This is a genomic window from Mesorhizobium sp. WSM4815 (genome assembly GCF_055811575.1).
Map to the genome: position 1 here is coordinate 62,390 of NZ_JBVVQS010000086.1, position 14,538 is coordinate 76,927.

At 62.3% G+C, this 14,538-nt stretch carries 16 protein-coding genes; 9 read left to right on the forward strand and 7 right to left on the reverse strand.

From position 1 onward, the window contains the following. Positions 1–19: 19 nt before the first annotated feature. Both AC0L2B_RS09875 and AC0L2B_RS09880 read right to left on the reverse strand, forming a co-directional pair. A complete protein-coding gene (locus AC0L2B_RS09875) occupies positions 20–1,477 on the reverse strand; it encodes an NAD-dependent succinate-semialdehyde dehydrogenase (RefSeq protein WP_473521636.1) in 1,458 nt (485 codons plus the stop codon). A gap of 318 nt (positions 1,478–1,795) precedes the next feature. Continuing rightward, a complete protein-coding gene (locus AC0L2B_RS09880; protein ID WP_287219327.1) occupies positions 1,796–2,743 on the reverse strand; it encodes an AEC family transporter in 948 nt (315 codons plus the stop codon). Positions 2,744–2,910: 167 nt separating this feature from the next. On the opposite strand from AC0L2B_RS09880, the gene AC0L2B_RS09885 reads away from it, so the two are divergent. Further along, positions 2,911–3,459 carry a histidine phosphatase family protein gene (locus tag AC0L2B_RS09885; RefSeq protein WP_023802971.1) on the forward strand — a complete coding sequence of 183 codons (549 nt, stop codon included), beginning with the start codon at positions 2,911–2,913 and terminating at the stop codon, positions 3,457–3,459. A gap of 72 nt (positions 3,460–3,531) precedes the next feature. Here the strand turns inward: AC0L2B_RS09885 and AC0L2B_RS09890 are convergent, their stop codons facing one another. The 3 genes from AC0L2B_RS09890 to AC0L2B_RS09900 form a co-directional block, all read right to left on the reverse strand. Beyond that, positions 3,532–4,521, reverse strand: coding sequence for a DUF2332 domain-containing protein (locus AC0L2B_RS09890; protein ID WP_473745145.1), 990 nt, complete (start codon positions 4,519–4,521; stop codon positions 3,532–3,534). A gap of 95 nt (positions 4,522–4,616) precedes the next feature. After that, entirely contained in the window at positions 4,617–5,006 is a 390-nt protein-coding gene (locus AC0L2B_RS09895; protein ID WP_473745146.1) for a cupin domain-containing protein, read from the reverse strand. A 65-nt stretch (positions 5,007–5,071) separates the two neighbouring features. After that, the gene (locus tag AC0L2B_RS09900) at positions 5,072–5,722 is read right to left on the reverse strand and encodes an MSMEG_1061 family FMN-dependent PPOX-type flavoprotein (RefSeq protein ID WP_473745147.1); all 651 of its coding nucleotides are present in this window, start codon (positions 5,720–5,722) and stop codon (positions 5,072–5,074) included. A gap of 427 nt (positions 5,723–6,149) precedes the next feature. Here AC0L2B_RS09900 and AC0L2B_RS09905 point away from each other — a divergent pair, with 427 nt between their 5' ends. Beyond that, entirely contained in the window at positions 6,150–7,130 is a 981-nt protein-coding gene (locus AC0L2B_RS09905; RefSeq protein ID WP_473745148.1) for an asparaginase, read from the forward strand. 55 nt (positions 7,131–7,185) lie between these two features. Beyond that, complete coding sequence (locus AC0L2B_RS09910; protein ID WP_473745149.1) at positions 7,186–7,482, forward strand: class I SAM-dependent methyltransferase; 297 nt, start codon at positions 7,186–7,188, stop codon at positions 7,480–7,482. 49 nt (positions 7,483–7,531) lie between these two features. Here AC0L2B_RS09910 and AC0L2B_RS09915 read toward each other — a convergent pair whose 3' ends face one another. Further along, positions 7,532–7,975 (reverse strand): hypothetical protein, encoded by a 444-nt coding sequence (locus AC0L2B_RS09915; protein ID WP_473745150.1) that lies wholly within the window; start codon positions 7,973–7,975, stop codon positions 7,532–7,534. Continuing rightward, positions 7,959–8,228 carry a ribbon-helix-helix domain-containing protein gene (locus AC0L2B_RS09920; RefSeq protein WP_473745151.1) on the reverse strand — a complete coding sequence of 90 codons (270 nt, stop codon included), beginning with the start codon at positions 8,226–8,228 and terminating at the stop codon, positions 7,959–7,961. The genes AC0L2B_RS09915 and AC0L2B_RS09920 overlap by 17 nt, the downstream gene beginning before the upstream one ends. A gap of 216 nt (positions 8,229–8,444) precedes the next feature. Here AC0L2B_RS09920 and AC0L2B_RS09925 point away from each other — a divergent pair, with 216 nt between their 5' ends. The 6 genes from AC0L2B_RS09925 to AC0L2B_RS09950 all read left to right on the forward strand — a co-directional run bounded on the left by AC0L2B_RS09925 (position 8,445) and on the right by AC0L2B_RS09950 (position 14,370). Next, the gene (locus tag AC0L2B_RS09925) at positions 8,445–8,726 is read left to right on the forward strand and encodes an acyl carrier protein (RefSeq protein WP_023802974.1); all 282 of its coding nucleotides are present in this window, start codon (positions 8,445–8,447) and stop codon (positions 8,724–8,726) included. A 53-nt stretch (positions 8,727–8,779) separates the two neighbouring features. Then, positions 8,780–9,967, forward strand: coding sequence for a beta-ketoacyl-ACP synthase (locus AC0L2B_RS09930; RefSeq protein WP_473745154.1), 1,188 nt, complete (start codon positions 8,780–8,782; stop codon positions 9,965–9,967). A gap of 19 nt (positions 9,968–9,986) precedes the next feature. Then, on the forward strand, positions 9,987–11,258 hold the full coding sequence (locus AC0L2B_RS09935; protein WP_473745155.1) for a beta-ketoacyl-ACP synthase: 1,272 nt from the start codon (positions 9,987–9,989) through the stop codon (positions 11,256–11,258). A 35-nt stretch (positions 11,259–11,293) separates the two neighbouring features. Beyond that, on the forward strand, positions 11,294–12,322 hold the full coding sequence (locus AC0L2B_RS09940; RefSeq protein ID WP_473745157.1) for a zinc-binding dehydrogenase: 1,029 nt from the start codon (positions 11,294–11,296) through the stop codon (positions 12,320–12,322). A 38-nt stretch (positions 12,323–12,360) separates the two neighbouring features. Next, positions 12,361–13,356, forward strand: a complete 996-nt coding sequence (locus tag AC0L2B_RS09945) for a lipid A biosynthesis lauroyl acyltransferase (protein WP_473511554.1) — start codon at positions 12,361–12,363, stop codon at positions 13,354–13,356. 402 nt (positions 13,357–13,758) lie between these two features. Next, a complete protein-coding gene (locus tag AC0L2B_RS09950; RefSeq protein ID WP_473745158.1) occupies positions 13,759–14,370 on the forward strand; it encodes a hypothetical protein in 612 nt (203 codons plus the stop codon). Positions 14,371–14,538 lie beyond the last annotated feature (168 nt).

The following is a 14,538-nucleotide window of genomic DNA, read 5'->3' on the forward strand; positions in this document are numbered from 1 at the left end:
TTCGACAGGCCCTGCCCGATCAGAGGCCGAGGCCGCCGATGCAGACATATTTGGTGTCGAGATAATCCTCGATGCCCTGATGTCCGCCTTCCTTGCCGAGACCCGATTCCTTGACGCCGCCGAACGGCGCCTCGGGCGTGGTGATCAGCCCTTCATTGACGCCGACCATGCCGTATTTCAGCCCTTCCATGACCCGGAAGGCGCGGCCGAGATCGCCGGTGTAGAAATAGCAGGCGAGGCCGAACTCGGTATCATTGGCGAGTGCGATCGCCTCCTCCTCGGTTTCGAACTTGAACACGGGCGCTACCGGGCCAAAGATCTCTTCCTTCATGAAGCGCATCTTCGGTGTGGCATTGGCGATCACCGTCGGCTGGAAGAACGAGCCGCCGAGCGCATGGCGCTTGCCGCCGGCGACGATCTTGCCGCCCTTGGCGGTGGCGTCGGCGATCAGTTCCTCGACCTTCTCGACTGCCTTCTCGTCGATCAGCGGCCCCTGCTGCACGCCGTCATCGAGGCCGGAACCGACCTTCAGCCCGTCGCTGGCGGCGGCGAGCCTTTCGACGAACTTGTCGTAGACACCAGCCTGGACCAGGAAGCGATTGGTGCAGACGCAGGTCTGGCCGGAATTACGGTATTTGGCGGTGATCGCGCCGGCGACGGCGCGCTCGATATCGGCGTCGTCGAAGACCAGGAACGGCGCGTTGCCGCCAAGTTCCATCGACACCTTCTTGACGGTGACGGACGACTTCTGGATCAGAATCTTGCCGACCTCGGTCGAGCCGGTGAAGGTGATCTTCTTGACCAGCGGGTTGGCGCAGATCTCGTCGCCGATCTCGCCGGCGGCGCCGGTCAGGATGTTGATGACGCCCTTGGGGAAGCCGACTTCCTCGGCGAGCGCCCCCCAGGCAAGGCCGGAATAAGGCGTCTGCGACGCCGGTTTGACGACCGCGGTGCAGCCAGCGGCAAGTGCTGGGCCGAGCTTGCGGGCCAGCATCGAGGACGGGAAATTCCACGGCGTGATGGCGGCGATGACGCCGACCGGCTCCTTGGTCACCAGGATGCGGCGGTCCGCCCAAGGCGACGGCACGACATCGCCATAGGTGCGGCGGCCTTCTTCGGCGAACCACAATATGTACGAGGCCGCCGAACCGATCTCACCCTTCGATTCGAACAGCGACTTGCCCTGCTCGATGGTCAGCAGCTCGGCCAGCACATCCTGGTTGTCCATCATGGCGTCATGCAGCTTGCGCAACAGCTTCGAGCGCTCGAGCGCGGTGGTCTTGCGCCATGTCTGGAAGGCGGCGTCGGCAGCTTCGATGGCGCGGCGCGTCTCGACTTTGCCCGACTTCGGCACGGTGCCGATCTTGAGGCCGGTGGCCGGATTGTTGACGTCGACCGTCTGGCCGCTGTCGGCCTGCACCCACTCGCCGTTGATGAGATTGGCCTGGCGCATGAAATGGCTGGTTTTCTGAAGCATGGTCTAGCCTCCGTTCGGCGCGCTGACGGGCCGCTATCTGGATTTCCTTGACGGGCGTGCGCACTGGCATCGATGCCGGCACGCCTGGAGCCACTGCTCTTTACCTAGGGCAAGCCCCGCAATCAATCGCAAGATGGCATATAGGGTTTGGGCCAGCACAAGGCGAGGCCGATTTGCGCTCCCGTTGTTGCTTGAGGGTGTGTGAGGAAACGACCGGACCGGCGGCTCCCGAGAACCGGAACGGAGCGTAACGTTTGGGTATATGAATACCGGAAGCACCAGGAAACCGCCCTTCGCAGGCATCAATATCGATCATACCTATCCAAACACGTGGACCACCACCGTCAGCCAAAAGGCCGTGGTGACGACCGCGCAGGCGGTGGCGATGGTCATCTGGTTCGATGCCAGCGCCTGGCCGGTGTTGAACTGCGTCGCAATCAGGTAGGAATTCACCCCGGATGGCAGCGCGGCGGCCACGACCGCGACTTTCGCCGACAGCGGCGGCAGGCCAAGCAGCCAGACCAGGCCGAGCGCGACGGCCGGCATCAGCATCAGCTTCAGCGCCGACAGCGCCAGCGCCGGCCGCACATTGCCGGAGATGCCGAAACGGCACAGGCCCAGCCCCATGGCAAACAGCGCAACCGGTCCGGCGATGTTGGCCAGCGCGTCGACCAGCCGGACCGCCAGCGCCGGCAATGGCAGGCCGGTGATACGCCACACCCATCCGGCCAGGATGCCGATGATCAGCGGATTGGAGAGCAACTTTCGAAAGAAGCGCCGGATGATGCGCAGCGGATGCACATGCTCGTCACCGCGGCCAAAGATCTCAAACAGGATGATCGATGCCATGATCATCGTCGGCAGATGCACGGAAATCAGCAGCGACAGCACTTCGAATCCACTTGGCCCGAATGTGCCGAGGAAGAACGGGATGCCGAGCAGGACGAGGTTGGAAAAAGCCGACGACACGCCGCCGACGACCCCGGCACGCGAGTCGCGCCCGAACACCCGGGTGATGACCAGGTGGCCTGCTGCCCACGTCACTGCGGCAGCCGTAAAATAGGCTCCCCAGAACAACCAGGGCGCGGTGCCATGGAAATCGGCGTTGACCATGGTGCGGAACAGAAGGAGCGGCATCGCCACCCCGACGGCGAATTCGGCGATGGCCCCACCCGCCTCGGCCTTCAGATAGCCGGTGAGCCCGGCCAGATAGCCGAGCGCGACAAGGCCGAAGACAAAAAGGACGGTTTCGATGAGCGGGGACATTTTTCCCCTGATAGGCGAGCCGGGATTTGAGCGCAACCGCCCCGCCTTGCAAAGCGGTCGGTTCTCGCAAACAGCCGGGATAGGTGATGCCTTGTTTTTCAGCCGGCTTTGCCGTCCCTATATGCGGTCACCGGAACCCACCTCCGGTGACCGGAAAAGGACGCCTGATGCTTCGATCTGTGCTGGCTCTATTGCTGCTCGTCATTCCCGCCGCGGCCCACGCGACCGAAGCCGGCTGGGCGCTGTTGCGCGACGGCGGACATGTCGTGCTCCTTCGCCATGCCATGGTCACCGGCACCACCGATCCGGCGAATTTCGACATCGAGAAATGCGCCACCCAGGTCAATCTCTCGGTGCGCGGCAAGCAGCAGGCACGCAAGATCGGCGCGCTTTTCGACGCCCGCGCGGCGCCGGTCGAGCGCGTGCTGTCCAGCCGCTATTGCCGCGCCCTCGACACGGCTCGCACCGCTTTCAGAGAAGAGCCCGAACCCTTCGCCCCGCTTGACCTGCTGAAGACCGACGCCAGCGAGAAAGCCGCCCAGCTCGAGGCGATCATGAACGAGATCAGCGCCTATTCCGGCTCCGACAATGTGGTCATGGTCACCCATCTGGAGAACATCATGGCGCTCACCGGCATCTCGCCGCGCGAAGGCGAAGCCGTGATCGTCGAGCCGCAAGGCGACGGCCTGCGCGTGCTCGGCCGCGTCACTTTTTGATCTGCGCTGGAGCCAGTTGAAGCGTTCGCCAGTGGTGAAATCTAACGCTTGGGTCCCTAAACGGAATACCGCCTACGCCTCGTCCGCGATCCATTCGAGCGAGGCGCCATGCGGGTCGGTCCAAGCGACAGGGGAGCCGTTCACAGATAGGAGGAAGCGGCCTGGCGGCCAGCTTTTTTCGGCGCGTGTGGCGATGGACGGGAATACGCGAGGGAACTCGTTCGATACCCAATACGGAGAAAGACGCATCACCTGTTCTGCGAAGGCCTCTCTGTCTGCCGGATCGGAGACATAGTCGAGGACGGCTGTGTGAAAGACAACGAGGGTAGCGTCCTTTGGCGCTTCGCTGCAGAGCCGCACGAGGTCGCTCCCGCGCAGGTCGCCCTTCACCACCCGAGGCTTGACTGTGGCAGCGATCATTAGGGCCGCCCGCAGATTGGCAAGCCGCACCGTCTGCTCCGGCCAGACCAGCGTCTCAAGCCATGCGACTTGCGAGGGGTTTGAAACATCGATCGGGCTCAGGTCCAATCCCGCGCGCCAGACGACATGCGGCGGGGCCATCGGCAATGGCGTTGTCTCGCTGGCTGAGCATCGGAAGACAGGCGGTTCCGAGGCCGTGACGGGTGTGCGGAGCACCGTGCGTCCGTAGTCGTAGCTGTAGAGGTCGGGCATTAGGCAGAGCCCTGCGGAAGTCCCGACCTCCAGGAGGGCCAGCGGCTGCGGCAGGCGCGCCAGGACGGGCAGCAGTGTGGCGCACCTTCCCGGCTCGTTGGTTTGCGTCGAGCGCTCGAGCATGAGCGAGCGGACAAGCTCGGGGTGCACCAGAAGCGCCTGGCGAAACTCGGTCCACCCTGTCGGTGTGCCGAACAGGTGACGCACCACGGCAAGCAGAAGATTCGGTTGCCGCTTCACGTCCGGGAGGGTCGACAGGAAGCCGAGTGTCTCGCGGTCCCCTGCGACAGCACGAGCCAACTCCTCATAGAGCGGTGAGCGACTGCGAGCTTCCGTGTCGGCGAAGCGAAGATACCGGGTTGAGATCTCTGCCAAGCCCTCCTCGCCCATGTCCGCTGATCCCCGATCCCGACGTCTCGTCGCAGTACACGATCCACGGATCAGATTGGAGCCAGGCGCGGGTCCCGTCGTCAAGATGGCGGGTGTTACGCTTTTGCGGCAGCCCAATGCCTCGTCACTTCCGGCTGCCCCTCGAAAGAGGCCTCGAAGGTTGGCGCGGCCAGTATGGCCTGCATGTGCAATGTCGCGCTTCCGGTATTGCGAAAGCCATGCCAGCGGCCGGCCGGCACGATGACTGATTGTCCCGTCGATACTGTTTCTCGTTCATCATCCAACCACAGCTCGGCTTGGCCTTCCAGCACGGTCAAGACTTCCTCGACGGGATGGGTGTGAGTACGTGTGCCACTTCCTGGTGCGACCCACTGTTCGAATATGCACAGCGTGGCTGCCTCGGTGACCGCAGAAACGCGCATTCTGGTCGACACGCCGGGACGCCACTCTTCTGTCGGCTGAAGGTTATGATCGATAATCTGCATGATCCCCTCTGTTGGCCGAGTAGCACGCCGCGTCAGCATGAAGCCGGCAACCGTGGTTCATCAAGTTAGTAGAGCCGGTCGCGATTACCCGTGTCGATGATCGTTTGCATCTCCTCAACCGTCTCCGCGAGTTTGCCGTGGGCGACCAACATCTCCGCAAACGAGGGAAGGTTGCTGGTATCAGGCCACGCATCCGGCTGCCACAAGCCCGAGCGGACCATGCACTTCGGGCAATGAGAAAGTACGTGCGAGATCTCGATGACGAGTATGTGCTCAGGGAGCTTACGGTTGACAGCCATGGCCTCACGCAGCTCCGCATCGCGGACGATGAGCGCCTTGCCGGCCACGCGAAGGCTGTAGGTCACACCGGGGATTACGAAAATCAGGCCGACATTCGGGTTGCTCAGGACGTTACGGAAAGTATCGAGTCGACGATTGCCGGGGCGGTCTGGAATGGCGAGAGTTCTCTCGTCCAGCACCTTGACGAAGCCGGCGGGATCACCCTTTGGCGAGACGTCGAGCAAGCCATCGGCGCCGGCGGACGCTACGAACACAAAAGGCGCATGAGCAATGAAGCGGCGAGCATGTTCGTCAATTACTCGAACGACCTTGGCAACTGCTCGGTCTGTGGAGACCCCCAAAACCGCTCGCAATTGCTCTTCGCTCGTGATGACATCGCGGAAACGGCGCCGAGGACTGCTCTCGTCGTCTTGCATGATGCCGGCCCCTTCTCCTCGTGCCTACGCAGTATGACGCAAAGAATCGCGCGTGCGCAACTCCATTGACGAGCCATTCCCTGCCGGCGTCGCGTTCTGGCATTGAGCCGTTCAGCCGTGCGACTGAAAGTCGGCTCACCACCCCAGCCAGTCGTTCGATGCTCATCTCCGGCGTTCTGCGGCTCAGGTATTTGAACCACGGGACGCGCCATTTGCTGACATCTGTGGCGCTTCTCAAAAGCTGCCCTTCGCGCAAGAGCTCAGGTCGACCCTTCTATGCGCTTCCCATTGAGATGACCTTCGGCAAGTCTGACGCAATGAGATGTTCCCAATAGGGAACAGGATATCCCTGAACTTCTGTGTTCATTTGAAATTCAATCAGCTACGTTCTAGCCGACCATCAACCCCCCGTCCGAAAGCAGGCCGCATGGCGTGTATCTGGCTAATTACCACCGGAGGTACCATAGCTTCGCGGCATGTTGATGCTGAAGATCATGTCGTATCGACCATCGACGGCGAAAAACTTCGGGGCACGATTCAAGACATTCCTCCCGGCGTCGACATTAGAGTTGACGACTTCATGAATATCGTCAGTTGCGCAATGACGCTGCCAATGGCGTTTGGTCTGGCTCAGCGGATCAACTTGCATCTTGTTGAAGACGATTGCATCGGCGTGGTGGTCACCCACGGTACCGATACGATGGAGGAAAGCGCCTACCTCGCGGATTTGCTTCTAGCGAATGAAAAGCCAGTGGTGTTCACTGGCGCACAGCGCAGCGCAGATGATTCAGCCAGCGACGGACCGCGCAATGTCACCGACGCCGTCCGGCTTGCGGCATCACCGTTGGCGAGGGCTCTCGGCACGGTTGTGCTCCTGGAACAACACTTCCACGCCGCGCGTGACGTCACAAAGGCTCATACGTCCCGGGTCGACGCATTTGTTTCGCGAAACCACGGCAAGCTCGGCGAAATCGACGGCGGCGCTGTAAGCGTGTCGCGCCGACCTATCCTTCGGAAAACTTTTGCGGCGAGCGCGATCGAACCGAGGGTGGATCTCATACGCATGGTGCTTGGCTCCGATGACCGCATGATCCGCCATGCGGTGGCAAGCGGCTCGCGGGCGATCGTGCTCGAAGGCTTCGGCAGGGGAAACGCGACCCCCGCCGTCGCAGCGGCCGTTGCAGATATCATCGCCGACGGCGTTCCGGTATTCGTGGCGTCGCGATGTGGCGAAGGTCGCGTCTCGCCGATTTATGGCAATGGCGGTGGCAAGGATCTGGAGAAAGCCGGGGCAGTCTTTGCCGGCGATCTCACCGGACCCAAGCTGCGGATCCTGGTTTCCGTGTTGTTGGGGATGGGAATGACCCTGGAGGAAATGCGCCCCGAGCTTGCTGCAATAGGTGGGTGAATGTGCTTCCTGCCAGAGGCTCTTCCTTATCGTCGGACCCGAAAGGAAACACGCTATGCAGCTCGTAAACAGTCCGTTGGCAGTTGTCAGATCGGTGCGATCGTCGATCGCCGGGCTTAGGCTTCTTGACATCGGCTGCGGTACCGGCGGCTTTGCAGGGCAGCTTGTTGCCGAGGGCGCTGACCTGAGCGGCATCGATCCGGCGGCAGATGCCATTAGGGAAGCGGCGGCGGCGGTTCCGCAGGCGAGCTTCGTTGAAGGTGGGGTGGAGGCATTGCCTTTTGACGACGCAGGTTTCGATATTGCCGTTATGGTGGCGCGGCGCTGTTCCGGGAGACGAAGCGAAGGGTAAAGTTCCACCCTTAGCGGCAGGTAGTTTAAGGTACCTGGCGTTAGATTTTTCACACTCGCAGCCACGCTTCGATATCGAGTTTCCATCCCTCGATCATCTGCGCGAACGCGTCCTCCGTCAGTTCGGACAGATACGATCTTCCCGCCGTACTCAAGGCAGTGAACGTGTAGGCAATCGACGCCTCCGTGCCTCCGTCAGCGGTCGGGCGGCAGGCCACCTCGACAAATCCGAAACGCGAATCCGGCGTCACCCGGACATAGCGGATGCGATGCGCCACGGGGTCCCAGTCCGTGCAGGCCCAGAGCGTGGTCTCATCACCGTGAGCGGTCCTGAAGACCATGCCCTGGCGCGTCTCCCCGTCTTGTGGATGCAGAAACTCCGGATCCCAGCCGTCCACCCACAGGGTCTCCCCAGTCGGCGTGAACAGCGGAAAGACTCGGTCGATCGGCCCCGAAAGCACGATGCTGTGGCTGCGCTCAAGATGGTTGGTCATCCCCCTCCCTGGCGATTTCCACCAGACGGTGGCTGTCCGCTGCGCCAAGCTCCATTCCGTAAATGCGCTTCAATTGGCCGATTGTTTCCAGGGTCGCCGCGGAAAACGGCGTCTCGCCTTCAAAGGCATGCAGCACGATGCCCTCGATGAGCTCACCCAGGCTCATGTCGCGATGCTCGGCCAAGGCCTTGAGCACCTTCACCAATCGTTTTTCCAGGCGAACCCCGGTCTGCACGCGTTCGATGGTGGTCATAGGATTTCCGTACCACGGTACACTGGTACATGCAATGACCAGAGATGGGATGGTTGCGGCATATCGCCGGGAGGGTCGCCAACGGCTCTTCTTGCGTTTACGGAGTGGGTATCCCATCTGCGCCCGGCGTTCAGGCCTTTTCCTGCCCGGAAAAACCGACTAGACAGCGCGCAAACACCAGCGGACAGATTCCGCCCGCAACCGAAGGAAAAGCCCTTGTCCACCACGTTCGACAAAGTCGCCAAGATCATCGCCGACACCAGTGAGATCGATATCGACACGATCACCCCTGAAAGCCACACCATCGACGATCTCGGCATCGACAGCCTCGACTTCCTCGACATCGTCTTTGCCATCGACAAGGAATTCGGCATCAAGGTGCCGCTGGAAAAGTGGACGCAGGAGGTCAATGACGGCAAGGCCTCGACCGACGATTACTTCGTCATGAAGAACCTGTGCGCCAAGATCGACGCCCTGGTTATGGCAAAGAACGCCTGAAATGGCTTGTCTTCTAGCCTGACCCACAACAGCCGCCCCATGAACCCTCGCCCATGAGCTCCCACGACGTCGTCATATCAGGCATCGGCCTTGTCTCTTCGCTGGGAGAGGGTCCGGATGCGCATTGGCGCAAGCTCGTCCAGCCCGGCCTGGAGCCGGTGCTCGAAGCCGCCCGCTTCTCGCCCTACACCGTCCACCCGCTGCCGGAGATCGACTGGAACCTGCAGATCGCCAAGCGCGGCGACCAGCGGCAGATGGAAACCTGGCAGCGGCTCGGCACCTATGCCGCCGGCATGGCGCTGGACGACGCCGGCATCAAGGGCAATGACGATCTCTGCACGACGATGGACATGGTGGTGGCTGCCGGCGGCGGCGAGCGCGACGAGGCGGTCGACGCCGACATTCTCGCCGCTTCGGAAAGCCGTAACGACCGCGACGTGCTGCTCAACGAGAAACTGACCACCGAATTGCGGCCGACGCTGTTTCTGGCGCAGCTTTCCAACCTGCTCGCCGGCAACATCTCGATCGTCCACAAGGTGACCGGCTCGTCGCGCACCTTCATGGGCGAGGAAGGTGCCGGCGTCGCCGCCGTCGAGACAGCCGCCGCGCGCATCCGCTCCGGCCAATCGACGCATATCCTGGTCGGCGGAGCGTTCCAGACCGAACATTCCGACATGCTGCTTGGCTATGAGCTGGCCGGCTACCTGCATCGCGGCCCCTGGAGGCCGGTCTGGCAGAGACAGGGCCTGGACGGCGGCGGCGTGGTGACTGGATCGGGCGGTGCGTTTCTCGTCCTGGAACAGCGCGAGCACGCGATCAGCCGCGGGCGAAAGATCTATGCCGAACTCGGCCCGGTCGTATCCGGACGCGCCATACGCCGGCAGGGCGAGCTCGATGCCGAGATTGCCGCGCTGCTCAGCCAGGCGGCATTGCCGAACGGCGAGCTGCTGACGATTTCAGGCGCTTCGGGTGCCCATGCCGCTACCGCTGCCGAGAAATCGGCGCTCGACGCCAATCCGGCGATTGCGGCACGCGGTTTTTCGACGCTGACCGGCCACATGAAGGAAGCGCAGTTTCCCTTCGCCGTGGCGCTGGCTGCATTGGCTGTCGAACGCAAGGCCGCCTACCCGGCTTTTGACGCCGCCACCGAGAAGCCGTTCAACGGCATTCCCAGGACCGTGCTTGCAACGGCGATCGGCTATCACCAATTCGAGGGCATGGCGTTGGTCAACGCCGCCTAGAGGGTTTCGGGACAAAAACATGGCCAATCTGAACGACCACATGGGCAGGCCGATCGTTGCCGTCACCGGCATCGGCGTGGTGACGTCGCTGGGCGTTGGCAAAGCCGACAATTGGGCAGCGCTCACCGCGGGCACGTCCGGCATCCATCCGATAACCCGCTTTCCGGTCGACCATCTGAACACCCGCATCTCCGGCACGGTCGATTTCCTGCCGTCGAGCTCCAAGGGCGCTTCCCTTCTTACCTACGACCTCGCCGAGATAGCCGCGCAGGAAGCCGTGGCCGAAGCCGGCCTCGATTCGGGCGATTTCGGCGGGCCGCTTTTCCTCGCCTCGCCGCCGGTCGAGCTCGACTGGAGCGAGCGCTTTTCGCTGTACAATTCCGACAAGCACGACGTCGGCGCCGAACGGCTGCTTCGCGTGGCGCGCGGCTTGAAGGGGCTCGATGTTTTCGAGACCACCCAATTCGGTTCGATCGCCGACCGGCTCGCCGACCGTTTTGGCACGCGCGGCCTGCCGATCACGCTGTCGACAGCCTGCGCCTCTGGCGCCACCTCGATCCAGCTCGGCGTCGAGGCGATCCGCCGCGGCGAATGCGACCGGGCACTGTCGATCGGCGCCGACGGCTCGGCGACCGCCGAGGCGCTGATCCGTTTCTCGCTGCTTTCCGCACTCTCCACCCACAACGACATCCCCGAAAAGGCGTCAAAACCGTTTTCCAGGGATCGCGACGGTTTTGTCCTCGCCGAGGGTTCTGGCGCGCTGGTATTGGAATCGCTGGAGGCGGCACTCGCCCGTGGTGCAAACATCCTCGGCATCCTGCGCGGCTGCGGCGAGAAGGCCGACGATTTCCACCGCACCCGCTCGAAGCCGGACGGCTCGCCGGCGATCGCGGCGGTTCGCGCCGCGCTCGCCGATGCCGGCTTGGGCGAGGACGAGATCGATTATGTCAATGCCCATGGCACCTCGACGCCGGAAAACGACAAGATGGAGCATTTGTCGCTGTCGACCGTGTTCGGCGAGCGGATCGGCTCGATGCCGATCTCGTCGAACAAGTCGATGATCGGCCACACGCTGTCGGCCGCCGGCGCGGTCGAGGCGGCGTTTTCGCTGATGACCATGCGCGAAAGCGTTATCCCGCCGACCATCAATTACGACAATCCCGATCCGGCGATCGTGCTCGACGTGGTGCCGAACCAGAAGCGCAATGCCGAGGTCGGCACGGTGCTGTCGAACTCCTTCGGCTTCGGCGGCCAGAACACCTGCCTTGTCATGGCGCGGGAACCAGTCTAAGCGACCGTTCTTCGCCAACAGAACCGACAGGCCCAATGCGCGCTTTGCAACTTATCGAGGACCGCCGCCTTGAAACGGTGGACCTGCCGCTTCCGCCGCAGCCTGCGCTGGGCGAAGTGACGCTGCGCATCAAGGCCGTGGCGCTCAATCATATCGACGTCTGGGGCTGGCGCGGCATGGCCTTCGCCAAGCGCAAGCTGCCGCTGGTCGTCGGCGCCGAAGCCTCGGGCGAGGTCGAGGCGGTCGGCCCCGGCGTCTCCAGCCTTGTGCCGGGGCAGCTTGTATCGATCTACGGCGCGCGCACCTGCGGGCTTTGCCGCACCTGCCGCGAAGGCCGCGACAATCTCTGCGAGCATGTTTCGGGCGTACACGGCTTCCATCTCGACGGCTTTGCGCAAGAGAAGATAAACCTGCCGGCGCGCCTGCTGGTCCCTGCCCCGCCTGGCGTGACCGACGTCGGCGCCGCGGTCGCGCCCGTCACCTTCGGCACGGTCGAGCACATGCTGTTCGACAATGCCAGGCTGCAGCCCGGCGAAACCATCTTGATCCATGCCGGCGGCTCGGGCATCGGCTCCGCCGCGATCCAGCTGGCGAAGAAGATGGGCTGCACCGTGATCACCACGGTTGGCTCGAACGACAAGATCGACAAGGCGAAGGCGCTTGGCGCCGATCACGTCATCAACTATCGCGACGATCGTTTCGAAGGCGTCGTGCGCAAGCTGACGAAGAAGAAGGGCGTCGATGTCGTCTTCGAGCATGTCGGCGCCGACACCTTTGCCGCCTCGATGCTGTGCCTGAAACGCGGCGGCCGCCTGGTGACCTGCGGCTCGACCTCGGGCGTGTCGACGCAGATCAACCTGATGCAATTGTTCCAGCAGCAGCTGAAGCTGCTCGGCTCGTTCGGCTGTCGCATGCAAAACATGGCCGACGCCATGCAGAAAATGGCGGCGGGGCTGGTTTCTCCGGTTATCGACACCGAAGTCGGCTTCGACGGCATCGAGACCGCACTGAAGCGCATGGAAGGCCGCGACGTGTTCGGCAAGATCATCCTGCGCGTCGGCTAGACCATGATGCTGCTGTCTGAAAACATCATGGTCTAGGAATGGTCGGCAACGCCTTCAAGAAGCTCCGCCGGGACCTGGCGTTCCGCCACGGCAGGCGGCTGCGCCAGTTCAACTACTGGCTGCTGGCGCGCCTCGCGATGACGATGATTTGGCTGCTGCGTCTGCTGCCGGTCGACAGCGCGCTCAATTTCGCCGACCGCGCCGCCCGCCGTATTGGCCCTTGGGTGGGGCGCCATAACGTCGCCATTTCCAATCTGCGCAAGGCTTATCCGGAAAAGAGCGACAAGGAGATCCAGGCCATCGCCTCCGACATGTGGGGCAACATGGCTCGCCTTGCCGCGGAATACGTCTTTCTCGATGCCCTGTTCGACTACGATCCCGCCGCGACAAAACCGGGCCGCATCGAGGTCAAGGGGGTCGAGCACTTCGTGCAAATCGCCGGCGAGCAAAAACCGCATATCATCTTCACCGGACATCTCGGCAATTTCGAGCTGCTTCCGGTGGCGGCAGCCACGTTCGGCATGAACATCACGGCGCTGTTTCGTCCGCCCAACAACCCCTACCTTGCCGACTACATCCTCTCGACGCGCCGCTCGACCATGGGCTCGCTGCTGCCCTCCGCGACCGGCGCTTCATTCGCGCTGGCGGCCATCCTGGAGAAAGGCGGCAATATCGGCGTGCTCGTCGACCAGAAATTCTCGAGCGGGCTCGAAACGACTTTTTTCGGCCGCCCATGCGAGAGCAACCGGGTCCTGGGCACCCTGGCGCGGCACTATGACTGCGATGTCTATCCGGCGCGCTGCGTGCGCCTGCCGGGCAACCGCTTCCGGCTCGAGATCGAGGACAAACTGATCTTGCCGCGCACCGCCGGCGGCAGTGTCGACGTCCATGGCACCACCCAGCTGCTCAACGACGTGGTCGAGCGCTGGGTGCGCGAGGATCCCGGCCAGTGGATGTGGTTCCACAAAAGATGGGAAATCAGCGGCCCGCGCGGGCAGCACAAGCGGGCGAGGAACCGCGGCGAAGCCGCCTGAGCGGCAGGAGAGGCAGCGCCAGCGTGAAGCGATTGCCCTGCAACTGTAGAAATGTTGATCCACGCCCGCCCGCTGAGGCGGGTTTGGCCGGATCACCACACCACCGCCGCATTGTAGCTCGCATTGATCAACCGGGCCAACAGGTTGCTCAGAACTTGCGCTCGCGCGTGGATTGCGCCATATCTGGACCATGGCAAAGCATGCAACTACCGTTCGGCGATCGGCTTCATCGGGCCAGTTCGTCACTACGAAGGACGTCCATTCGGTTGGACGGACCAGTGACGGGGTTGTGATCCTCAAGCCTGCCACCAAGCCGACGCATTTTACACAAAGTGAGATACGCGGCACGGTTAGAGAAGTGAAGGGGAGCGCCGGCCGCTTATCTAACAGTAAGAAGCATTAATGGCGGCGCATCCGCGCAATGTGTTCATCAACTGTGCCTTCGACGCCGAATTCGAACCCCTATTCCACGCGATAGTTTTTACTGTGATCCGCTCAGGATTCCGTGCGCGCTGCGCGACCGAATCAGACGACGCGGGAGAGAACCGCTTCTCGAAGATCCAGCAAATCGTGGAAGAATGCCGCTACGGCATCCATGATATCTCGCGAACTGAGGCCAGCGGCAATCCTCCGCTGCCTCGTTTCAATATGCCGCTCGAACTTGGACTTTTCCTCGGTGCGAGACGCTTTGGCGACGCCGATCAAAAAAAGAAAAAGGCCCTAATCCTTGACCGCGAGCAGTATCGATTTCAGCGGTTTGTTTCCGATCTCGCCGGCCAAGATATTCACTCGCATGATGGCGACGTTTCGACCGCGGTGCGTGAAGTGGCAACTTGGCTGCGCACGCAATCGAGGTCGACTACTGTACCTGGCGGGATGAAGATCGCCGACGAGTTCGCCGAATTCCAAGGCGCCCTACCCGCAATCTTGGGGCAACAGGGACTTGCAAGAGCCGAGATGACATTCGGTGACTACACCGCTATTGCCGTGGCGTACATCAAGGAAAACGCCTGAATTTCAGTGTCGGTATACCCAGTCGGCAGGGGCGATCACTATTACAAGAGCTTCGATCGCGCCAAAATGACTTCTTGGAAGCCGACGAGCCAGCGCCGCGCGAGGATTGGCATTATCCGGCAATCCGATTTGCAAACGGGCAGGTGATCGCCTTCCCATTCCTTCCCA